Here is a 20,849-nt window from a genome sequence, read left to right as displayed (position 1 = left end):
CCAGAAGGACTATCTTCCACTATCCGTGTTCTATTGCAATGAACCTCTCTATATCAAGGATTTTAATAGGACTGCCCGCTATCAAGATTTGCATGCAAATTTAGGAATGGCTGCCTTTTCTTGAAGGGGTATCGAGACACTTATATGGTAAAGGGGCGGAGGGAAACGGTGAGACTCCTATGGGATGTGCGGGACAGCTGAGCCCCCACCCCATGGAAAGCGAGCCGTTTCCCGCAGCCCCTACATTCACACAAACATCTCGAATTCAAGTCTTCAACAATACTGTTTCGCTCGCAGGAGTCTCGAATTTTCCCACCCCTCATGACTATGAAGAGTGGAGCGGACCCCTTTTATGAAAATCGGGGGCGTTGTTGATTGGGAGAGAAAGCGAACTTTTTCCCCTGAGCCCCTTTCTCTGCTTCTAATGATGGAACCATGATTCTGCTCCGAACGAGAGGGTTTTTAAATGAGGTCCTAGCTTCTTACACTGTAATTGTCTAAATCGTGGAAATGACTATGTAACTGTAAGGCTTGATTATAGTAGTACTCAATGTTTCCACTGAATTCTAATGATAATTCTCCATTATTATTAAAATCGCCCTTTCTTCTTGATAGAACATATCTGAAATAAATAAGTAAGCAACGATAGCACCGACTAAAATCATAGCACAAATAATGCCCAACATTACCCATTTCAGGATATTTTGTATGTGTTTATTTTTAATGAATTTACTCATTATTACCACTCCTGAGAACATCGTTAGAAATACATACAGCATTAGGTTCATTTTTATTTCAAAATGTCTATTGACTCACATTTGTTAGTTTACCTTCTTGTATCATTAGTATTCGATCGCCTAATTTAGCTGCTTCACTCTTATTATGGGTGACAAGTAGGGTTGGTATTTGCCACTCCTTTTTTAATCGTAACAATTCGTGATGGCATTCGGCTTTTGTTTCTTCATCGAGGGAAGAAAAGGGTTCGTCTAAAAGCAAAATATTGGGCTTAGTAGCTAGTGCCCGGGCTAAGGCTACTCTTTGTTTTTCACCACCAGATATTTGTTGGGGATATTTATTAACTAAATGCTCGATTTTTAGGGAATGTAGCAGTTGTTTGATGATTTCTTCATTTATAGCTCCATAAGAGATATTCTTATATACGGTCATATGGGGGAAAAGAGCATAATTTTGAAATAAATAGCCTATATTGCGTTTTTGGATGGGAACATTAATTTCACTGTTTTTTAGTAAGGGGATCTTCGAGAAAATAATTTCTCCATGATCTGGATTTGTTAGACCTGCTATACAGTTCAGAAGAGTGGTTTTCCCTGAACCGGATGGACCGACCAAAACAACGGTCTCACTATCCATTTCAAAGGAGGCATGTAAGTCAAAATAGGAAAGCTTTTTATGAATATTTACAGATAACATGGAATTCTCCTCCTTAGTCTTTACCTTGGTAACTTAAGATATTTCGTTTACTCCACCAATTCAGCCATAATATAGAACTAAATCCGAGAACTAGAATAATGATTACCCAAAAACGTGCATCCTCCATACGCCCTGCTTCTACAGCAAAATAAATAGCCAGAGGAATCGTGTCTGTTTTTCCAGGTATGTAACCGGCCAACATTAAGGTGGCTCCAAATTCCCCTAAGGCTCTAGAGAAAGTGAGTACTGTCCCAGCCAATAAACCTGGCCAGGCAAGTGGAAAGGATATTGTAAAAAACACTTTCCATTTTGAAGCTCCCATGGTTAGGGCAGCTTTTTCGATCATAGGGTCGTACGTTTGAAAAGAAGCCGATGCACTCTGATACATAAGCGGAAAAGAAACAACAACAGCTGCTATCACTGCCCCAATCCATGAAAAGACAACCTGCACTCCGAACCAATCGATTAACAATTGACCGATGGGGCCATTATTTCCAAATAAATAAAGGAGTCCAAAACCAACGACTGTGGGAGGTAGAACCATTGGAAGCAAAAGGATGGACTCAATGATACTTTTCCCGGGAAATATTCTCCGCGTAATTAACCTTGCTATAGCGATACCAGCTATGAAAACAATAAGTGTGGCAATGCTTGCAGTTTGTAAGGATAAGGTAAGTGGTGAAAGGTTCATAGTATCATCCATTCTATTTTTTCCTGAACCCATAGGTTTTGAGAGTTTCCTGGGCTTTATCATTCATTAAGTATGATAGAAATGCTTCTGCTTCCTTAGGGTGTGAACTTTGACTAGTTACAGCGGCCGGATACGTAATAGGATTGTGTGTATTTGGGTCAATATCATCTAATACTTCAACTTTGTCAGAAATCTTTGCATCAGTAAAATAAACAAGTCCGTATTTCGCATTATTTGAGGCTACATAGGCAAGGACTTGTTTGACATCATTTGCATAGACGAAGTGGTCAGATAATTCATCCCACTTCCCGTTAGCTTCCAAGGCTTGCTTTGCATAGGTGCCAACTGGAACACTGTCTGGATCTCCTAAGGCAAATGAATCTCTTTGCTCTAAAGTTAAACTTTCAAGAGAATCGACAGAAGTCGTTTGACTTTTAGAGCTTATTAAGACCAAACTATTTTGGGTGATTTGACTAATGCTATCGTGCTTAATGTGTTCACTAGTCTCTAACCGGCTAATCCATTGATTATTAGCCGATATAATTAGATCAACAGGTGCCCCTTGCTGGATCTGTTGAGCTAATTTACCTGAACTTGCTGAGTTTAATGTTATGGAAGTATTTGGTCTTTTTTGTTCGTAATTATCTATGATTTCTGTCATGGCATCTGTTAGACTTGAGGCGGCCGAAATGATTAGTTCTGTTTGGTTTTCTGATGAGTTTGAACAACTTGATAATATCAATAATAAAATGAAACAAAAAGATATCTTCTTCGTATACATGGGATAGCTCCTATTTGATTGAATAACTTTGATTATACGGATTGAACATTTTTAAGTAAAATAGAGATGTTTGATTATGAAAGGGGGCTCGTTTTGAAATTACAAATTTTATTCAGTCTAATCTTAGCATTACTGTTAACTCAGGCACCCATTGTTGGAAAATATTTCGCGATGATCAATACGATGATTCATGAAACAGGGCATTCTTTAACAGCTTTATTAACAGGTGGGGAAGTAAAAAATATTTCATTATTCCCTAATACTTCAGGAGTAACAATGACGGGGCATACATCGTGGTTAAGCCAATTCTTAACGAGCATCACTGGTTATACCTTTTCCTCCTTTATAGGATTTTTCTTCTTTTATCTAATTATAAAGGGTCATTACCGCTGGATGATTTATATTTTATTGGCTATTTTGTTTGTTAACGTCTTATTTTGGGTTAGAAATTTATATGGTGTATTCTGGCTGGTTACTTTCGGGGCAGGATTTATATGGTTATTGAGAACGGGCAATCAAACGTTAATTCAATATGTACTCATTTTTATTGCTTCCTTGGTTATGATTGAATCAGTCACTAGTGCTTTTGAAATTATGTGGTTAAGCATATTCTCGCCAGGTCAGGCTGGGGATGCAGCCAATCTTTCAAGAGTAACTCCCTTTGTTCCTTCAGCCATTTGGGGACTGTTATTTTTCGCTCAGGCTTTATATTTCGCCTGGTTAGCTTTAAAAAGAGTATTTATTTTATAGTTCGCCATTTCCAGCTGTATTCTTAAGAAATCATTTGTTGAATGTTCATCTTTCCGTATTTCTTTTAAAAACTCCGCTATAGCCCTTACCTTATCTTTCCTTAAACATAAAGTAGTAAAGAAAGTAAGGAGAGGGGGGACTTCATATGAGCGGAGGATATGGTGGCGGATTCGCGCTGTTAGTTGTATTGTTTATTTTGTTAATTATTATTGGTGCATCTTACTCAGGTGGTTACGGGTACTAATTAAAAAGCGGGGCCTTCCTCGCTTTTTTTAATACATAAATGGTGAGTTTGAATATCTTGAATTAGGGTAAAGAATTAGTAGATACAATGAGACTTTTGGAGGAATAAGTTATGGACTTAAAAGAAAAACTGCAAAGTCATGGTTACGATCATATCGATATTTTGCTAATTGATGAAGAAAGGAACCAAGAAACCGTTGCAGGTATTACTCTGCATAAAGTGACTGATTTAGAGTATAAACTTTACTTGGATCCTGATTCGATTAAGTATGAGCTAGATCAGGACAACCCTTTTTTTGTTGCTAATCAGGCAAGGGAAGAAGACGATCCGGTGGAAGTGAAAGGATTTATTTTAGAGTGGTAATTATATAATAAGTATCTATTAAGAAGTAGACAGTCTGTTTGTTGAGGCTCCTTGAGCTACGCCCTGAGGGGTCTCATCTTAACAGCTCCCCCGCAGGAGCTTCCCTTTTTTCTTGTAAGTTCTTTTTTTCTGTGAACGGAAGCTATTCTCCTACCTACTTTCCCTCCTACCGATGACGGAAAAGCCAATTTAGGTATCGGTATTACATATAAGTTGATATATAAGGACGAAACAAGGATCAAATCATTATACGATTTCTAAGTAGTTCCGTTTCTTCACTGAAACGGAACTACTTAAATTAATCCCTTTTCTTTTTTATTCGTTCTTTACGATCTACCCATCCTCCAAGAATTAATAAAGCTCCTGATAGTATAAGCATCCCAGACACCATGGGGTCTTGTACACTGAAAAATAAAATAATGGCAGTGATAATATTAGCGATTCCTACGAAACTGAGAATGATAAACATCTGGTTTTGTTTTTTCAATTTTTAATCCCCCTTGCTCTTTCCCATTATAACTTAAACACAATTTCTAAAGAATGACTAAGTCCATTGTTTAAGAAAAAATAAAAGGTGGAATAAAACGTCATAGATGATGAGAGGAGGATTTTTAATGCAAACTCATAAACTTTATATAAATGGTGAATACACAGAGTCACATAGCAATGAATGGATTGATGTTATTAATCCATCTACGGAAGAAGTGATTTCACAAACTCCAAAAGCAACAACAGACGATGTTAACCGTGCCGTGGAATCTGCCTTTCAAGCCCAAAAAGAATGGGAATTAATCCCTAATATTGAAAGAGGAAAGATTGTACGCAAGCTCGGTAATAAAATAGAAGAAAATAGAGCGAATTTCATAGATCTGTTACAGGAAGAACAAGGGAAAGATTATGAACTCGCTAGTGGTGAAGTAGATCTAGCAATTGATTACTTCCGTTATATGTCTGAATGGGCGCGTCGAATTGAAGGGGAAATTGTTCCAAGTGATCGTCCGAATGAGAATATTTATATTTATAAAAAACCAATAGGGGTAGTTGCTGGTATTGTACCTTGGAACTTCCCTGTATTCATATTGGCTCGGAAAGTAGCAACTGCGCTTGTCACGGGATGTACTGTTGTTCTTAAGCCGAGTCAACAAACACCAAATACGGCGATAGAATTTACGAAGATTGTCGATGGAATGGATGATATACCAAGAGGGGTTTATAACTTAATTACAGGAACTGGCTCCGAAATTGGATATGCACTGGCCAAGCATGAAAAAGTGGATATGGTTTCCATGACGGGTAGTGTACCTGCAGGAACAAAAGTAATGGAAGCAGCTGCGCAAAACATTACAAAAGTGAATCTTGAACTAGGTGGTAAAGCACCAGCCATTGTCACTTCAAATGCAGACTTAGATGTTGCGGCTGAAAGTATTCATACGTCCCGCTTAGCGAACAATGGACAAGCTTGTACAAATGCTGAAAGAGTATATGTCCAGGAAAATGTTGCTGATGAATTTATTGAAAAATTAAAACATTCCTTTGAGCAACTTACTATAGGAAACCCTCGTGAGAATAAAGAAGTTGATGTGGGGCCGCTTGTTAGTCAGGATCGTTTAGAGGAAGTAGAGGTTATGGTGAAAACTGCGGTTCAGTCAGGGGCAAAGGTTGTTTCTGGTGGTCAGCGCGATGAAGTTGGTAAAGGTTTCTTTTATAAACCGACTATATTAACCAATGTAGATCATAGCTCTGCCATTATGCAGGAAGAAATATTTGGACCGGTTATTCCAATTACCACATTTAAGACAATAGATGAAGCAATAGAAAAAGGAAATGATACAGAATTTGGTCTTTCTTCTTCTGTTTATACAGAAGATTTAAATGAAGCGATGCGTATAGTAAATGAATTGAAGTTTGGAGAAACTTTTGTGAATCGTGAAAACTTTGAGGCGGTTCAAGGCTACCACGCTGGTATGCGTAAATCAGGTCTTGGCGGAGCTGATGGCAAGCATGGTATGGAGGATTTCCTTGTTACGCAAGTTGTTTATATGCAGTATAAAAATGATAAACAATAAACGTGAAAAATGACCCCGCCAAAAATTTGTGAGGGGTCATTTTTCTTTTATTTCTTTTCAATTGCTTATTGAACTAAAGCCCCAGATTATGAAAGACTCAACTTCAGATATTCCGATGGTTTCCGTTACAAAGGATGGCGTTAGAAGGTCCGGGAAATCACTCGCTTTCCATGGTCCCTTTCTCAGAAGGACTATCTTCCACTATCCGTGTTCTATTGCAATGAACCTCTCTATATCAAGGATTTTAATAGGACCGCCCACTATCAAGATTTGCATGCAAACTTAGGAATGGCTACCTTTTCTTGAAGGGGTATCGAGACACTTATATGGTAAAGGGGCGGAGGGAAACGGGGAGACTCCTATGGGATGTGCGGGACAGCTGAGACCCCACAGGACGAAGTGAGGCCACTGAAAAAGTCCGGTGAATTTTAAGAAAAGCAAATCCCTAAAAATTCCATCCCCACTTACGGTTTATAAATCAGGGGTAAATTGGACTTGATCCTCCACTTTGACAGGAAAAAACAATGTGATTTTGGGATAGTGTTTTTCTAAAAAGTTCATTATTAATAGAAAAGGACTTTTTCAGTGGCCTCGACGAAGTCCGAGGAGGCTCAGCGCCCGCCCCATGGAAAGCGAGCCGTTTCCCGCAGCCCCAAAATTCACACAAACATATCGAATTCAAGTCTTCAACAATACGGTTTCGTTAGTTTAATTGTAATCGTCCACAATCTCTCTATATGTTAAATACCGATCATTCGTATGTTATTTCATGATTTGTACTCAAAAACTGAACCCGTTAGAATTTGGGATAGTGTTTTTCAAAAAGTTCATTATTAATAGAAAAGGACTTTTTCAATGGCCTCGCGCCAGCCTGAGGAGGCTCAGCGCACGCCCACGGAAAGCGACTCCTTCCCCACCGCCCCTTTCTCCACACAATCATCTCGGAATCGAGTCTTCAACTATTCTACTGAAATTACACTCCAATTTTAATGTATATTATAAATGAATACTGTTACACCAACAAAAAATGCCCAACAAATTAGCATGCAATTTGTTGGGCGTATTATATTACATTTTTTATGTTTGCGATAGATGACAAAACCCGTTACTAACGATTATCGATTTTTTCAGGATAAAGATCATGATTCATAAGGCGGTGTGTGGCTATTTCTTCATACTTGCTATTTGGTTTCCCGTAATTACAATAAGGGTCAATAGAAATACCCCCTCGTGGAGTGAATTTACCCCACACTTCAATATAGCGAGGGTCCATTAGGTTGATTAAATCATTCATAATCGTGTTTACACTATCCTCATGAAAATCACCGTGATTGCGAAAACTAAATAAATAAAGTTTCAAAGACTTACTTTCTACCATTTTAATATTAGGAATATAGCTAATATAAAGGGTAGCAAAATCTGGTTGCCCTGTTTTTGGACATAAGGTCGTAAATTCCGGGCAATTAAATTTTACAAAATAATCACGGTTCGGGTGCTGATTATCGAAAGTCTCGAGTACTTCTGGATTATATTCGAATGAATAATTGTTATCTTGATTGCCAAGTAATGAGAGATCAGTTAGCTGTTCATCCTGACGGCCAGTCATAGAAATTCCTCCTTGTATTCTTTCCTATAAAAAACGCCGTACCCTTAAGGTGTGACGGTAAGTCGTTCTATCCTTAGTTATTAAAGAGGATTATCTGCTTAAAACCTCTATAAAAGAAGCATATTTATTATAGGTACACACGTTAGGAAAGTCAATAAATGGGTGGGTTAAGACCTAAATATGTAAATGTTTAGGCGTATCCCTTTAAAAATGAAACGCTTTCTATTAAAATAGTAAGTAATTCACAAAATCTTTTAAAAATTTTATGAATTAGCTCTGTTTTTACAAATTGCAGGAAGAGAGCTTTTTTTAGAAGTTTAAAGAAACCGTTTACACAAATTCATTCTATGAGGTGATTTTATGGACATGCAAACAATCAAAGCAAGAGCAGGAGATCATAACTTAGAAAATTATGAAGAAAAGTACAAAAATTTTAATTGGGATGAAGTGAAAAGTAACTTCACATGGAGTGAAACGGATAAAGTAAATATTGCCTATGAAACGATTGATAAACACGCTGCAGATCCAGCTAAGAAAGATCAGGCTGCTCTTATATATTCTTCACCTGACCGTGAAGAAACGTTGAGTTTCGATCAACTGAAGCGGAAGAGTAATCAATTTGCAAATGTATTAAAAAAATATGAAATTGAAAAAGGGGATCGTGTCTTCTTATTCATGCATAGAAGTCCTGAATTTTATGCCGCATTTTTTGGTATTTTAAAGGTGGGGGCCATTGCTGGACCTCTATTTGAAGCGTTTATGGAACAAGCGGTTAGGGATCGATTGGAAGATAGTGAAGCAAGAATGTTAATTACGACCCCGGACTTATTAGAGCGCGTTCCCCTAAATGAATTACCGAATTTAGAAAAGATCGTATTAGTAGGTGGTTCAGATTCAGACCATCATATTAATTTTGAAAAAGAGATGCAAAAGGCTTCAGAAGACTTTGAGATAGAATGGGTAGATCTAGAAGATGGAATGTTGTTGCATTATACATCTGGATCTACAGGAAAACCAAAGGGAGTCTATCATGTTCACAATGCGATGATTCAACATTATCAAACTGGGAAATGGGTTCTTGACCTTAAGGATGACGATGTTTATTGGTGCACAGCAGATCCTGGTTGGGTAACAGGTACAAGTTATGGAATCTTTGCTCCGTGGTTAAATGGGGTAACCAATGTTGTACGCGGTGGACGCTTTAGTCCTGATGATTGGTATGGAACTCTTGACGATAAGAATGTAAATGTCTGGTATTCAGCTCCGACTGCTTTTCGAAAAATGTTAAGTGCGGGAGAAGAAGCTGTTAAAAAACATGACCTATCTTCCTTACGACACATCTTAAGTGTAGGAGAACCATTAAATCCAGAAGTAATTACATGGGGATTGAAAGCCTTTGACCTTCGTATTCACGATACGTGGTGGATGACGGAAACTGGAGCGATGCTTATTTGTAATTATCCATCAGAGGATATTCGTCCGGGTTCCATGGGCAGACCATTGCCTGGTATTAAGGCATCCATTGTAGATAATGAAGGGAATGAGCTTCCGGCTAATCAAATGGGCAACTTGGCCATTAAAGAAGGCTGGCCTTCTATGATGCGAGCTGTTTGGGATAACCCAGGTAAATTTGAAAGCTACTTTATTAATGGCTGGTATGTTTCTGGAGATAGTGCTTACAGAGATGAAGACGGTTATTTTTGGTTCCAGGGCCGCCTTGATGATGTGATTAACACATCTGGTGAAAGGGTTGGACCATTTGAAGTTGAAAGTAAACTCATTGAACATGAAGCAGTAGCTGAAGCAGGAGTGATTGGGAAGCCAGATCCTGAAAGAGGTGAAATTATTAAAGCCTTCGTCACACTTCGTGATGGATACAGCGAATCAGATGAATTGTTAGAGGACATTCGTCAATTCGTTAAAAAAGGTCTGAGTGCCCATGCAGCTCCTCGTGAAATTGAAATTAAAGATACCATTCCGAAGACACGTAGCGGTAAAATCATGCGCCGATTACTTAAGTCTTGGGAATTGGGATTACCGACTGGAGACACATCAACCTTAGAAGAATAGAGGAGAAGAGGCACACAGTTTGTTGCTGTGTGCCTCTATTTGTCTAATTATGTTTCACGTGAAACAAGGGTTATCTCGTGTAGAGATTGGTTATGGTAAGATGAAGAAATGATTAAAAGAGAATTTGCAGGTGATACATATGACGAATAATCATTTTTACGATCGGGCATCATTATCAGGAATAACCCTTGAAACTATTCAATGGTTTGTCTTTTTATTAGCGAACGCTGTTGCCCTTCCCATTGTTATTGGTTCTCTGTTTGATTTGAATTTTTCTGACGTGGCCAGTTTAATGCAGAGAACTTTTTTTGTAGTGGGGATTACGTCTTTTTTACAAGGAATGTTTGGACATAAGTTGCCGATAATGGAAGGCCCTGCAGGTTTATGGATTAGTATTTTTGCAGTTATGGCCTATACTGGAGCTGAATCGGGTAATAATACAATAGAAACGTTGCGAACAATTGAAGCTACCATGATCTGGACAGGGATATTTTTGGTGATATTTGGTGTTTTTCGAATTGCCCATCGCGTGCTTTTCGTATTCACCCCTCTTGTAACGGGAGCTTTTTTGTTTTTACTCACCGTTCAATTAAGTGGAACTTTTCTAGAAGGCATGCTGGGGACTCAAAATGATGGAAAGTCAATCCAGTTATTAGAATCTATGATAGCTTTTCTAACCTTCTTGTTAGTTTTAGGTTTTTCTTATTTAGGTAAGGGTTGGTTAAAGAGCTTTGCTGTATTAATAGGGATTAGTTGCGGGTGGGTTCTATTTGCTTTGACTGTAGAGTCAGGTCCTGCCCCTTTTATGGAAGATGTATCTATCATCTCAATCCCGCAATGGTGGGCGTGGGGTGTTCCGATATTTGATTGGAATGTCATCCCGATAGCATTTGTAACAGCGGTTATATTGTTATCGAATGTTTTAGCTTCTGTCGTCGCCGTGAGTCAGTCCATATACGGGAAAGCTTCGTATACATATGAGCAAGTGGATCGGGGAACTGGATTTTTAGGTGTGACCCATGGTATATCTGCTATGTTTTCATCGATTGCTAACGTTCCCTTAGCCTCTTCTTCTGGTTTTATTCACTTAACTGGACAAAAGAGAAAACAACCTTTTTTATATGCATCGCTAGTAATGGTAGGTATTGCTTTTTTTCCACCGCTTGTTCAGTTTATTTCAGGTATACCAGCTCCGATTGCGAATGCAGCTTTACTTGCAACATTTGTTCAACTCATGGGGTTAGGCTTAAGTAATATGGTGAGTGCACAATTAGATGAGCGGCGTTTAACCATTTTATCGATTTCTTTTTTGCTTGGAATTGGTTTGATGTTTTTACCGTCGGAAGTGTTCGTAGGCATCCCTGTGCTTATGCAAAATTTACTCAGCAATGGTCTATTGGTAGGAACTTCATTAGTTATTATTATGGAATGGTTATGGAAAGAGCCTAAAAAAGCTAGCTGAAGGAAGTGAATGAATTGACAAAGCAACTATATGATGTGATTGGTATTGGAGTCGGCCCTTTTAACCTTGGATTAGCAGCATTATTAGATCAAACGGAGCTCACAGGTGCTTTTTTTGATGAAACTCCAAAATTCGAATGGCACCCAGGAATGTTGATTGAAAATATGGATTTACAAGTTCCCTTTTTAGCAGACTTAGCCACACTTGCTGATCCAAAAAGTCCGTATACGTTTATGAATTATTTATATGAGCATGACCGAATGTTTCCGTTTTACTTTCACAAGCACTTTAAAGTTCCGCGACAAGAATATAATCATTACTTACAATGGGTAGCAAATCAACTGAGTGGCCTTTACTTTGGTCATTTAATTGTAGATGTCATTGACCATAAGCAGGCAGATCCCTCTTATTATGAAGTTATCGCATTGGAAGAGGAAACAGGTGAAGAGGAAAGTTATTTTTCTAGACATGTGGTGCTTGGAACGGGGAGTGCCCCGAATATTTTAGAGGGAATGGAAGGACTTCCAAAAAAGGATGTCGTTCATACGAGTCGGTATTTATTTGAAAAAGAAAATTTATTAGATTCAAAAAATGTAACGGTTGTCGGTTCCGGTCAAAGTGGATTAGAAGTGTTTCTCGATCTGTTTGAAGAAAAGAGACGCAATGATATGAAATTAACGTTGCTTTCACGAACTGGTGGTTTGTTTCAACTAGATCAAGCAAAGTTTGCTCAAGAATTTTTCACTCCTGAATATGTTGATTATTTTCATGCATTATCCTTTGAGCAGCGTCAAAAAAACTTAGAGACGCTTGGTTCTTTACGAAAAGGTATTGATCCAGAGACACTTTCTCGTTTATATACCCATTTGTATCATAAGACAGCAGGCGGGGAAGATGCTCAAGTAGTAATTAATCCGATGACAGAAGTAACGTCAATTGAAAAGAATAATTCAGGTTACCTACTTACATGCGAACAGTGGCAGGAAGGTCAGTCCTTTACTTATCAAACGGACAAGGTGATCCTAGCGACAGGATATAAACCTCACATCCCGAGTTGGTTCATAGATCGCTACCAAGATGAAATTGAATGGGAAGACGAAAAAAGTTACCGGGTGAGTAGAGATTATCAATTAGTATTCAAAGATGATCGTAATCACCACTTCTTTACGTTGACGAATCTCGTTCACTCTCACGGCGCAGGGGCAACAAATTTAGGGTTATCCGTTCATAGAAATGTTCATATTATTAATTCGATTGCTAAAAAAACAATTTATAAAAATCAAAAGGCTTCCGCGTTCCAAACCTTTTCTATGAAGGACTTTTCATAATTGACTTGATTGTTTATAGTTTAATTCTCGTTAACGGGGGAATATTACTTTTGTGACTTTGATCATAAAACATTCAAGGAGTGATAATGACATGAGTAAGATTGCATGTGTTATAACGTCTATGTTTGAAGATGTCGAGTATACGCAGCCAGCTGATGCTTTTTCTAAAGAAGGCCATGAAGTCACTACTATTGAATGGGATGCTGGTAAGGAAGTAACCGGAAAACAAGGGGAAGCTACAGTGTTGATCGATGCATCTATTAATGATGTTGATCCTGAAGATTTTGATGCTTTATTTATTCCAGGAGGCTTTTCACCAGATCAATTACGAGTGGACGAAAAATTTGTGAAGTTTGCGAAACATTTTATGGACAATAAAAAACCTGTATTTGCGATTTGCCATGGTCCTCAGTTGCTCATTACAGCTAAAACACTAGAGGGGCGAAAGGCTACTTGTTATAAATCCATTGCTGTTGATTTGGAGTATGCAGGTGTGACTTATAAAGATGAGGAAGTCGTAGTTTGTGGGAATCAACTAGTAACTAGTCGTCAGCCTGATGATATTCCGGCTTTTAATCGTGAAGCGAATAAGCTACTAAAATAATGAGTCAGTACCCTATTCATTTAAATTTAAGTCACTAAGGATAGCACCTTGGTGGCTTTTTCATTTTTGAATGAAGTCGTATAGCGTCTTATTTTAGAATAAACTATAATAGGAACATATTATGTGGGTTGGAGGGAGTGTAATGATTGTAAATGAGCGAGACGATCAGTTTCTAATGATTAATCAACATGAGCACGCGATGGTTTCTGGAGAATTGGCTCTACAATGGAAACGAAAATTTTTGATACGGTCTAAATTACGTGAAGAAGCGGATTGGGCTGTATCTCAACATGATCGAGCATGGATTCCTTTGGATGAGCACCCAATTTGGAATGAGGCAAGTAATCGGCCATATTCTTTCATAGATTATCCATTGAAGGAGAAGCTGTCAGCCTACCAAAGAGGGGTTAAAGAAGTGAGTGATCGTTCAATCTATGCTGCGATTTTATGCAGCAAGCACTACCAGTCTTTTTTTTCAAAAGATAGCGAAGATCCGTTGGTCATTCAGTTTATCATGGAAGAGGAGAAGCGACGTGAAAATTTAAGGACAATGATGAAAATATGTGTTCCCTCCGATATTTTTCAAGTACATTTTGACCGCCTTCAGTTTTGTGATAATTTATCTTTATATGTTTGCATGCAGGAGCCGGGTATATCAAAAGAGCAAGAGGTTCCATGGTTCCGTAATGGTTTTAGACAGCAATTTGATGAGGCACCAGAGGGAGTGATGCCAAGATGGATAGATGGAAGTCACGTTTCGTTAGATCCATTTCCTTTTGAACAGCCTCTTGAAGTCCGAATCCCCTATCGACTAGTGAAAAGAGATTCTATTGAAGAGAAAGGTTTAGAAGTAGCCTATAAAGAGGCAGAAATCCATGAACGGTGTGTTGTTTTCATTCCTCATTCCTTTTAAAAATGGTTGTGTTAAACGATAACAAGGATAAGTTATAAATGAGGGAACAGAGAAGGGGGGAGGGGACAATTCACTTTTCGGAGGAGTTTCACCGTTCCCCTACCCCTTTTTACCATTCTTTGATATGAACGGAACCGTAAACAGTTGAATCAAAAAGGCTAACGAAATCTGATTCCTGTGGATTCGCCAGTTCGTCCGCGGAAAACTCGCGAAGACTCCCATCCAATCAACAACGTCATCCCTGTGTATTGGAAAATAGTAGAGCATAGCAAAAAATAAAAGACAGCCAGGTGGTAAATGGCTGTCTTCAAGTAGTATCTAAGGATTTTTCTCAATACTAAAATTGGTATTTAATAATACCCAATTTTGTGGGAAGGCCAATCCTAACTTCCAATAACTAATACCCTTAAGATTCAATTCTTTGATTAAGTCGAACTTGGCTTGAATGGATCGAGCATCTTCAAACCATACTTCATGATCGTTACCCTCACTATCCCTATAAGTGAAAAAGGGAGCCTGAGCCTCTTCGTCATAAGAAATCGCCGCATTATTTTCTCGAGCAACCTGAATTGCACGTTGCGGGCTAATTGCCTCGGCTATTTCCCCTCCCTCTTCATAAGGAAGGGTCCAATCATATCCATATAAATTTTGACCTAGTAAAATTTTCTCAGCAGGCATAACCGATAGTGCGTAGTTAACAACTTCCCTCACTTTATTGATGGGCGATACAGCCATAGGTGGCCCTCCACTATACCCCCATTCATATGTCATTAATACAACAAAATCAACAATCTCCCCATGAGCTTGATAGTCATGAGCTTCATACCATTCTCCAGTTTGCTCTGCACTTGTTTTAGGGGCGAGGGCTGTTGATAATAGATAACCTTGATTAGAAAATCTCTGTTTTGCTTTTCTGAGGAATTGGTTATAATTCTCTTTCATATCTACAGGAAGAAACTCTAAGTCAAAATGAATATCTTGAAAGCCAACAGTTTGAGCTGTTTGTATAATATTATCTAATAAGGTGTTCTGAAGTTGTTCATTTGTTAAAATTGTTCGGCCCAGTTCATCATCGAATCCATCATCTGTTAAGTTGGTAACAATCATCATTAATCCTGTATTATTGGCTTTAGCAATGGCTGGAAAGTTATCTAGTGGTGGGGCTTTTAGTGATCCATCTTTCTGAATCCTGTAACTAAAGGGTCCTAAATACGTTAATAGAGCCGATCTGTTCTCAGCGGAACTTCGAAGAGTTTCTGAGACTTCACCTCCAGTCGGTTCAATATACGCATTGGATGTTATGGTTGGTAGCGATCCTTCAGGGATGTATAGACGAAAACCAATGGGTAGTGTTGAACCGGGCTGCAGTTGATTCACTTGGATTAATTGATCTACAGTTGTGCCAAAGTTATTCGCGATTGAGTATAGGCTGTCACCAGACTGGACTACATAAAACTGACCATTAGTAGGGATAACAAGTGCTTGCCCAATGACTAAGTCGCCAGGGGTTTCTAATTCGTTTATTTGGATAATCATATTGGCATCTACCCCGTATTGATTGGCAATGGAATAAACTGAATCACCTTGAGAAACTACATAGATTTGCATAACACAGACACTCCTTTCTCAACTATAATGAATATATGAAGAGACTCGGTCCATTTATACGAAATCATTTATAAAAAGGGGAGATTTTTTTTGACTACGGATGATTTTTATATGGGTTTAGCTTTAGAGCAGGCAAATCTAGCAAAGTCCATGGGCGAGGTTCCAATTGGAGCAGTAATCGTACATAAAGATAAAGTGATCGCATCAGGATATAATGAAAGGGAGACTTCACAGCTTGCTTCCTCCCATGCTGAATTTATTGCCATTGAAAAAGCAAATCGAGTGATCGAGAGTTGGCGTCTTGAGGAATGTACGTTATATGTCACACTTGAACCATGTCCGATGTGTGCAGGTGCCATTTTACAGTCAAGAATACCACGAGTGGTTTTTGGTGCCTTTGATCCGAAAGCGGGTTGCGTGGGTACTTTGATCAACTTGTTACAGGATGAACGATTTAATCACCAAGCTGAGGTGGCGAGCGGTGTACTTGAGAAACAATGTAGTGAGATTTTAACTGTATTTTTTAAAGAGTTGCGGGCTAGAAGAAAAGGAAATTGAAATGGAAAAATTTAAGTGTACTTAACCATTGCATTTTAAAATAAAAGTCGCTATACTTGGTAATACCGTGCTAAGCGGGGAGGTAGCGGTGCCCTGCACTCGCAATCCGCTATAGCGAGGCCGAATTCCCACTCGAGGTGGTTCGATTTCAAGGTCTGCCTTATGAGAGTGGTGTTGACACCTAGGTCCTGCGCAATGGGAACCAGTGAACCCTGTCAGATCCGGAAGGAAGCAGCAGTAAGCTGATCATCCCGTGTGCCGCGGGAGCGCCTGGGTCGAGCCATGAACATGAGTAACGCTTGGGGTTGAGCCATCGAAAGTGGGTGCACGGTATACATAAGTAAGTTGAATGTCAGGAGCCGTTATGAACATTTCATAACGGCTTCTTTTTCTTAGGGATTATTACTCTTAAAAGGTTGTGGATCTAAAGAAATTCAGATGCCGTCCGAGCTTCATTTATAAAGGTTCACATCTGATACTATGTTCAGTTATAATAGTAAGTAGGAGACTAAAAAGGGAGAGCGGTTGTATGAGTTATCAGGCACTGTATCGCGTTTGGCGCCCAAGAAACTTTGAAGATGTAGTTGGACAAGGTCATATTACGCGTACGTTGCAGAATGCGATTGCGCAAGATAAATTCTCTCATGCTTATTTATTTTCTGGGCCACGTGGTACAGGAAAAACGAGTGCTGCGAAAATTTTTGCGAAAGCCGTGAACTGTGAGAAAGCACCCATTAAAGAGCCGTGTAATGAATGTTCAGCTTGTCTCGGGATTCAGGATGGGTCCATTTCCGATGTGATCGAAATTGATGCTGCTTCAAATAATGGAGTAGAACAAATTCGTGAAGTAAGAGATAAAGTCAAGTACGCCCCAAGCGCAGTCTCTTATAAAGTTTACATTATTGATGAAGTACATATGCTTTCAATGGGTGCTTTTAATGCCTTATTAAAGACCTTAGAAGAACCTCCAAAGCATGTGATTTTTATTTTAGCTACAACCGAACCACATAAAATTCCCTTAACCATTATATCCAGATGTCAGCGATTTGATTTTAAAAGAATTACACAAAACTTTATCGTTGAACGAATGGAGAAAATTACAGTTGCCGAACAGATTAATGTTAACCGTGAAGCCCTTGAAATTGTTGCTCTTTCTGCTGAAGGTGGAATGCGTGATGCCTTAAGTCTGCTGGACCAGGCGATCTCATATAGTGAGGATGAAGTGACGGTTGAAGATGTATTAGCTGTGACGGGATCTGTTTCCCAATCCAAACTTTCCAATGTCATTCAGGCATTAAATGGTCAACAAGTGAATGACGCACTAAGCAGTGTCGATGAACTAATTCAACAAGGAAAAGATCCGGGGCGATTTGTTTTTGACTTGATCTATTACTTACGTGATCTCTTACTTTACCAGAGTGCTCCTGATCTGCAACATAACTTGGAGCGGGCGATTCCTGACGAGTCTTTTAAAAATTTAACAAACGACCTAAGTCCGGGTTGGATCCAACAAACGATTCGCGAATTCAACAAGTGCCAACAAGAAATGAAGTGGACAACGAGTCCGAAGGTTTTTATTGAAATAGCTATTCTTAATATAGTAGATAAGCAACCAACTCAGGAAACAAATGTCGAATCAGGTGTCGTGCAAAAGCTCTCACAGAAACTTGAACAAATGGAGAAAGAAATAGCTCAATTAAAAGCTAATCCTCCAACGACTGCAAGTACTGAAGCTCAGCCTCAAAAGCGCACACCTGCAAGATCGAGCCGAAACGGTTATAATATACCATATGAACGTATTCGTATCGTATTGAGCGAAGCCTCTAAAGAAGAGCTTAAGCAAGTTCAAGAACAATGGCCTGCCTTTATGGAGCGATTGAAGCAGAACAATGCCCCGGCTCACGCTACGTTACTGAATAGCAAACCTAGTGCTGCCTCATCTAAAGCACTTGTGTTAGCTTTTCGATATGATATTCACTGTTCATTAGCCTTGGAACATCAGAAGACGATTGAACCTTTGCTAACGGAATTTACAGGCAAGCCATTAACTATTATTCCAATTCCTATTGAAAAATGGAAAGAATTGCGTGAAGAATACGTACGCAAGCAGAAAAATAATAGTGATGAGATAGAAGGTGAAACGCCTTCGAGTAGAGAAGAAGGGGAAGAAGATCCCCTTATTTCTGAGGCTAGAAAACTAGCTGGAGATAACCTTATTGATATTCAAGACTGAAGTGACACAATAAAAGGAGGAGTTTTATAATGCGTGGTGGAGGAAACAATAACAATATGATGAAGCAAATGCAGAAAATGCAAAAGAAAATGATGAAGGCTCAAGAAGAGTTGCACGAGGAAAGCTTTGAAGCAACAGCTGGTGGCGGTATGGTTAAAGTCAAAGCTAGTGGAAAAAAAGAAATTACAGATGTTGAGATTAATGAGGAAGTTGTAGATCCAGACGATGTTGAAATGCTTCAGGATCTAATTATTGCGGCAACAAACGATGTACTGAAACAAGTGGACGATAGAACGAACGATACAATGGGAGAATTCACCAAAGGTATGCCTGGAGGAATGTTCTAGGAGGAATATAAATGTATTATCCTGAACCGATATCGAAACTTATTGACAGTTTCACAAAGCTGCCAGGGATCGGCCCTAAGACGGCTGTCCGTCTGGCTTTTTTTGTACTTGAAATGGAAGAAGACGATGTTCTTGATTTTGGTAAAGCGCTTGTTAGTGCAAAGCGGGAACTTACCCATTGTACAAGTTGTGGTCATATCACAGACCAGGATCCTTGCTCTATTTGCCAGGATGAATCGAGGGACAAAACGATCATTTGTGTGGTTCAAGACCCTAAGGACGTCATTGCGATGGAAAAGATGAAGGAGTTTCATGGTAAGTACCATGTATTACATGGTGCAATCTCTCCTATGGATGGAATTGGACCTGAGGATATTAATGTTCCAAGCTTAATTAATCGCTTGAAAGATGAAGGCGTAGAGGAATTAATTTTAGCTACAAATCCGAATATTGAGGGAGAAGCTACGGCAATGTATATCTCACGGTTGGTAAAACCGTCTGGTGTACGAATGACGAGGATTGCGCACGGACTTCCTGTTGGCGGAGACTTGGAATATGCAGATGAAGTAACCTTATCTAAAGCTCTTGAAGGTCGAAGGGACTTATAAAGTGAAATGTCAGTAAGGAACGCCCTTTTTCGGTAACTAGTTAAACCAATCGAACATTACAGGCGTAAACGCACCTTCCTTTCTTGTTTTCACTCAAATTCTTGAAGTATGAAGATCTTACTGCCGTTTATGCGGGAAGCAAAGGGTGGATGAACGTGTTAACAACGAAAAGGTCTAAAAAGAAAGCAATGGATCAACGGTTATTGGCTGATATAAAACGAATGAAGAGTGAATGGGAAACACTTGAGAATATTATGGAGCATAGTATTGAACCAAGTGAAGAGGGGTTACTTGATTTATCTGTAGCAAAAGCTAAATACTTCTACTTGTTACGGGAGGCAAGACACCGTAATATTACTGCTTTTTCTAAATAGATGTACTATCCCTGTGTCGAGTAACATAACTTGTACTAATAAAAGGTAAACGACACAGGGGGTTATTTATGGATCCGGTTTTAGTCATTCTACTATTAGGTTTAGCTATCCCGTTATTGTTAGTAGTAGGAATGCCAGCTTCCCCAATTAAATGGATAGGACGAGCTTTGATGAGAGTAGTCATTGCCGTGGTATTATTGTTTTTTGTGAATTTATTTGGAGCTCAATTTGGTCTTCATATCCCCATTAATGGATTTACAGCAGCAGCCTCTGCTGTATTAGGGGTCCCGGGAGTTTTATCGTTAATAGCTATTCATGTTTGGATATTGTAAAAGAAGGACTGAGTGGCAACAACTCAGTCTTTTTTTCTGCCTTTAATTAATAGTTTAAGAGATTTACTAAAAAGTGTTGCAAAGGTTTTTCCTGCGTGGTATAGTATTATTTGTCGCATTAAGAGAGCGGCGCAAGGCAATACAGCAACAGAAAAACACCATGAAAAAGTTGTTGACTTAAAACTCACAACATGGTATATTTATTTAGTCGCTGTTTTGAAGCGGCAAACCAATTGATCTTTGAAAACTGAACGAACCAACCAGTACGTCAATTATTCTTTCTATTATATAGAAGGAAGTAAAACAAGCACACTTGATGTGCAAATGAGCAATTCATTCTCAACTTTTATGGAGAGTTTGATCCTGGCTCAGGACGAACGCTGGCGGCGTGCCTAATACATGCAAGTCGAGCGCAAGAAGCAAGTGGATTCCCTTCGGGGATGAAACTTGTGGAATGAGCGGCGGACGGGTGAGTAACAC

Annotated in this window: 23 protein-coding genes, 1 rRNA gene and 1 other RNA gene; 18 read left to right on the top strand and 7 right to left on the bottom strand. The window is 39.0% G+C overall.

Translation table 11 applies throughout. The features are described from left to right. Positions 1-566 precede the first annotated feature (566 nt). From ACFQIC_RS14435 to modA, 4 genes are all read right to left on the bottom strand, one after another. Entirely contained in the window at positions 567-737 is a 171-nt protein-coding gene (locus ACFQIC_RS14435) for a hypothetical protein (protein WP_204711536.1), read from the bottom strand. A gap of 67 nt (positions 738-804) precedes the next feature. After that, complete coding sequence (locus tag ACFQIC_RS14430) at positions 805-1,431, bottom strand: ATP-binding cassette domain-containing protein (protein WP_204711534.1); 627 nt, start codon at positions 1,429-1,431, stop codon at positions 805-807. A 13-nt stretch (positions 1,432-1,444) separates the two neighbouring features. After that, positions 1,445-2,122, bottom strand: coding sequence for a molybdate ABC transporter permease subunit (modB, locus tag ACFQIC_RS14425; protein WP_204711590.1), 678 nt, complete (start codon positions 2,120-2,122; stop codon positions 1,445-1,447). Between the two features lie 13 nt (positions 2,123-2,135). Continuing rightward, positions 2,136-2,903 carry a molybdate ABC transporter substrate-binding protein gene (gene modA, locus ACFQIC_RS14420; protein WP_204711532.1) on the bottom strand — a complete coding sequence of 256 codons (768 nt, stop codon included), beginning with the start codon at positions 2,901-2,903 and terminating at the stop codon, positions 2,136-2,138. Positions 2,904-2,996: 93 nt separating this feature from the next. Here modA and ACFQIC_RS14415 point away from each other — a divergent pair, with 93 nt between their 5' ends. The 3 genes from ACFQIC_RS14415 to ACFQIC_RS14405 all read left to right on the top strand — a co-directional run bounded on the left by ACFQIC_RS14415 (position 2,997) and on the right by ACFQIC_RS14405 (position 4,260). After that, positions 2,997-3,653 (top strand): M50 family metallopeptidase, encoded by a 657-nt coding sequence (locus tag ACFQIC_RS14415; RefSeq protein ID WP_204711530.1) that lies wholly within the window; start codon positions 2,997-2,999, stop codon positions 3,651-3,653. A gap of 145 nt (positions 3,654-3,798) precedes the next feature. After that, entirely contained in the window at positions 3,799-3,897 is a 99-nt protein-coding gene (locus ACFQIC_RS14410; protein ID WP_204711528.1) for a YjcZ family sporulation protein, read from the top strand. Between the two features lie 111 nt (positions 3,898-4,008). Further along, complete coding sequence (locus ACFQIC_RS14405; protein WP_204711526.1) at positions 4,009-4,260, top strand: hypothetical protein; 252 nt, start codon at positions 4,009-4,011, stop codon at positions 4,258-4,260. A 298-nt stretch (positions 4,261-4,558) separates the two neighbouring features. On the opposite strand, the gene ACFQIC_RS14400 is transcribed toward ACFQIC_RS14405, so the two are convergent. Next, positions 4,559-4,747, bottom strand: coding sequence for a hypothetical protein (locus ACFQIC_RS14400; protein ID WP_204711524.1), 189 nt, complete (start codon positions 4,745-4,747; stop codon positions 4,559-4,561). A 127-nt stretch (positions 4,748-4,874) separates the two neighbouring features. Here ACFQIC_RS14400 and aldA point away from each other — a divergent pair, with 127 nt between their 5' ends. Further along, positions 4,875-6,326, top strand: coding sequence for an aldehyde dehydrogenase (gene aldA, locus ACFQIC_RS14395; protein WP_204711522.1), 1,452 nt, complete (start codon positions 4,875-4,877; stop codon positions 6,324-6,326). A 1,108-nt stretch (positions 6,327-7,434) separates the two neighbouring features. Here the strand turns inward: aldA and queF are convergent. Then, positions 7,435-7,932: a preQ(1) synthase gene (queF, locus tag ACFQIC_RS14390; protein ID WP_204712290.1), complete on the bottom strand. Its 498-nt coding sequence runs from the start codon at positions 7,930-7,932 to the stop codon at positions 7,435-7,437. A gap of 360 nt (positions 7,933-8,292) precedes the next feature. Between queF and acsA the strand changes: the two genes are divergently transcribed. The 5 genes from acsA to ACFQIC_RS14365 all read left to right on the top strand — a co-directional run bounded on the left by acsA (position 8,293) and on the right by ACFQIC_RS14365 (position 14,309). Next, entirely contained in the window at positions 8,293-10,002 is a 1,710-nt protein-coding gene (acsA, locus tag ACFQIC_RS14385; protein WP_204712292.1) for an acetate--CoA ligase, read from the top strand. Between the two features lie 139 nt (positions 10,003-10,141). Then, a complete protein-coding gene (locus ACFQIC_RS14380) occupies positions 10,142-11,464 on the top strand; it encodes a purine/pyrimidine permease (RefSeq protein ID WP_204712294.1) in 1,323 nt (440 codons plus the stop codon). Between the two features lie 14 nt (positions 11,465-11,478). Next, positions 11,479-12,792, top strand: coding sequence for a lysine N(6)-hydroxylase/L-ornithine N(5)-oxygenase family protein (locus ACFQIC_RS14375; protein ID WP_204712296.1), 1,314 nt, complete (start codon positions 11,479-11,481; stop codon positions 12,790-12,792). A 91-nt stretch (positions 12,793-12,883) separates the two neighbouring features. Beyond that, positions 12,884-13,396, top strand: coding sequence for a type 1 glutamine amidotransferase domain-containing protein (locus ACFQIC_RS14370; protein WP_204712298.1), 513 nt, complete (start codon positions 12,884-12,886; stop codon positions 13,394-13,396). Positions 13,397-13,538: 142 nt separating this feature from the next. After that, positions 13,539-14,309, top strand: a complete 771-nt coding sequence (locus ACFQIC_RS14365) for a DUF3891 family protein (protein WP_204712300.1) — start codon at positions 13,539-13,541, stop codon at positions 14,307-14,309. A 318-nt stretch (positions 14,310-14,627) separates the two neighbouring features. Here the strand turns inward: ACFQIC_RS14365 and ACFQIC_RS14360 are convergent, their stop codons facing one another. Beyond that, positions 14,628-15,917 carry a glycoside hydrolase family 18 protein gene (locus ACFQIC_RS14360; RefSeq protein ID WP_204712302.1) on the bottom strand — a complete coding sequence of 430 codons (1,290 nt, stop codon included), beginning with the start codon at positions 15,915-15,917 and terminating at the stop codon, positions 14,628-14,630. A gap of 90 nt (positions 15,918-16,007) precedes the next feature. On the opposite strand from ACFQIC_RS14360, the gene tadA reads away from it, so the two are divergent. From tadA to ACFQIC_RS14315, 9 genes are all read left to right on the top strand, one after another. Continuing rightward, positions 16,008-16,475 (top strand): tRNA adenosine(34) deaminase TadA, encoded by a 468-nt coding sequence (gene tadA / locus ACFQIC_RS14355; RefSeq protein WP_390217282.1) that lies wholly within the window; start codon positions 16,008-16,010, stop codon positions 16,473-16,475. A gap of 65 nt (positions 16,476-16,540) precedes the next feature. Further along, positions 16,541-16,806, top strand: an RNA gene (gene ffs, locus ACFQIC_RS14350) — signal recognition particle sRNA large type. 198 nt (positions 16,807-17,004) lie between these two features. Further along, positions 17,005-18,708 carry a DNA polymerase III subunit gamma/tau gene (dnaX, locus tag ACFQIC_RS14345; protein WP_204712304.1) on the top strand — a complete coding sequence of 568 codons (1,704 nt, stop codon included), beginning with the start codon at positions 17,005-17,007 and terminating at the stop codon, positions 18,706-18,708. Between the two features lie 29 nt (positions 18,709-18,737). Then, positions 18,738-19,055 carry a YbaB/EbfC family nucleoid-associated protein gene (locus ACFQIC_RS14340; RefSeq protein WP_204712306.1) on the top strand — a complete coding sequence of 106 codons (318 nt, stop codon included), beginning with the start codon at positions 18,738-18,740 and terminating at the stop codon, positions 19,053-19,055. Between the two features lie 11 nt (positions 19,056-19,066). Then, a complete protein-coding gene (recR, locus tag ACFQIC_RS14335; protein WP_204712308.1) occupies positions 19,067-19,663 on the top strand; it encodes a recombination mediator RecR in 597 nt (198 codons plus the stop codon). 101 nt (positions 19,664-19,764) lie between these two features. Then, on the top strand, positions 19,765-20,037 hold the full coding sequence (locus ACFQIC_RS14330; RefSeq protein ID WP_390217279.1) for a YaaL family protein: 273 nt from the start codon (positions 19,765-19,767) through the stop codon (positions 20,035-20,037). Positions 20,038-20,105: 68 nt separating this feature from the next. Beyond that, a complete protein-coding gene (locus ACFQIC_RS14325; RefSeq protein WP_204712312.1) occupies positions 20,106-20,369 on the top strand; it encodes a pro-sigmaK processing inhibitor BofA family protein in 264 nt (87 codons plus the stop codon). A 12-nt stretch (positions 20,370-20,381) separates the two neighbouring features. After that, the gene (locus ACFQIC_RS14320; RefSeq protein ID WP_204712313.1) at positions 20,382-20,606 is read left to right on the top strand and encodes a hypothetical protein; all 225 of its coding nucleotides are present in this window, start codon (positions 20,382-20,384) and stop codon (positions 20,604-20,606) included. Positions 20,607-20,714: 108 nt separating this feature from the next. After that, positions 20,715-20,849, top strand: a 16S ribosomal RNA gene (locus ACFQIC_RS14315); the annotation flags it as partial.

Origin of the sequence: Halobacillus seohaensis (assembly GCF_042663045.1) — a bacterium.
Classification (GTDB): domain Bacteria; phylum Bacillota; class Bacilli; order Bacillales; family Halobacillaceae; genus Halobacillus_A; species Halobacillus_A seohaensis.
Note: the sequence above shows the minus strand (reverse complement) of the source record. Positions and strands in the feature narration are given on the sequence as shown.

Bases quoted from the DNA above. Each gene is read 5' to 3' on its own strand.
- ACFQIC_RS14435 (WP_204711536.1), bottom strand. From the start codon at position 737: ATGAGTAAATTCATTAAAAATAAACACATACAAAATATCCTGAAATGG.
- ACFQIC_RS14430 (WP_204711534.1), bottom strand. From the start codon at position 1,431: ATGTTATCTGTAAATATTCATAAAAAGCTTTCCTATTTTGACTTACAT.
- modB (WP_204711590.1), bottom strand. From the start codon at position 2,122: ATGAACCTTTCACCACTTACCTTATCCTTACAAACTGCAAGCATTGCC.
- modA (WP_204711532.1), bottom strand. From the start codon at position 2,903: ATGTATACGAAGAAGATATCTTTTTGTTTCATTTTATTATTGATATTA.
- ACFQIC_RS14410 (WP_204711528.1), top strand. From the start codon at position 3,799: ATGAGCGGAGGATATGGTGGCGGATTCGCGCTGTTAGTTGTATTGTTT.
- ACFQIC_RS14405 (WP_204711526.1), top strand. From the start codon at position 4,009: ATGGACTTAAAAGAAAAACTGCAAAGTCATGGTTACGATCATATCGAT.
- aldA (WP_204711522.1), top strand. From the start codon at position 4,875: ATGCAAACTCATAAACTTTATATAAATGGTGAATACACAGAGTCACAT.
- queF (WP_204712290.1), bottom strand. From the start codon at position 7,932: ATGACTGGCCGTCAGGATGAACAGCTAACTGATCTCTCATTACTTGGC.
- acsA (WP_204712292.1), top strand. From the start codon at position 8,293: ATGGACATGCAAACAATCAAAGCAAGAGCAGGAGATCATAACTTAGAA.
- ACFQIC_RS14380 (WP_204712294.1), top strand. From the start codon at position 10,142: ATGACGAATAATCATTTTTACGATCGGGCATCATTATCAGGAATAACC.
- ACFQIC_RS14370 (WP_204712298.1), top strand. From the start codon at position 12,884: ATGAGTAAGATTGCATGTGTTATAACGTCTATGTTTGAAGATGTCGAG.
- ACFQIC_RS14365 (WP_204712300.1), top strand. From the start codon at position 13,539: ATGATTGTAAATGAGCGAGACGATCAGTTTCTAATGATTAATCAACAT.
- ACFQIC_RS14360 (WP_204712302.1), bottom strand. From the start codon at position 15,917: ATGCAAATCTATGTAGTTTCTCAAGGTGATTCAGTTTATTCCATTGCC.
- dnaX (WP_204712304.1), top strand. From the start codon at position 17,005: ATGAGTTATCAGGCACTGTATCGCGTTTGGCGCCCAAGAAACTTTGAA.
- ACFQIC_RS14340 (WP_204712306.1), top strand. From the start codon at position 18,738: ATGCGTGGTGGAGGAAACAATAACAATATGATGAAGCAAATGCAGAAA.
- recR (WP_204712308.1), top strand. From the start codon at position 19,067: ATGTATTATCCTGAACCGATATCGAAACTTATTGACAGTTTCACAAAG.
- ACFQIC_RS14325 (WP_204712312.1), top strand. From the start codon at position 20,106: ATGGATCCGGTTTTAGTCATTCTACTATTAGGTTTAGCTATCCCGTTA.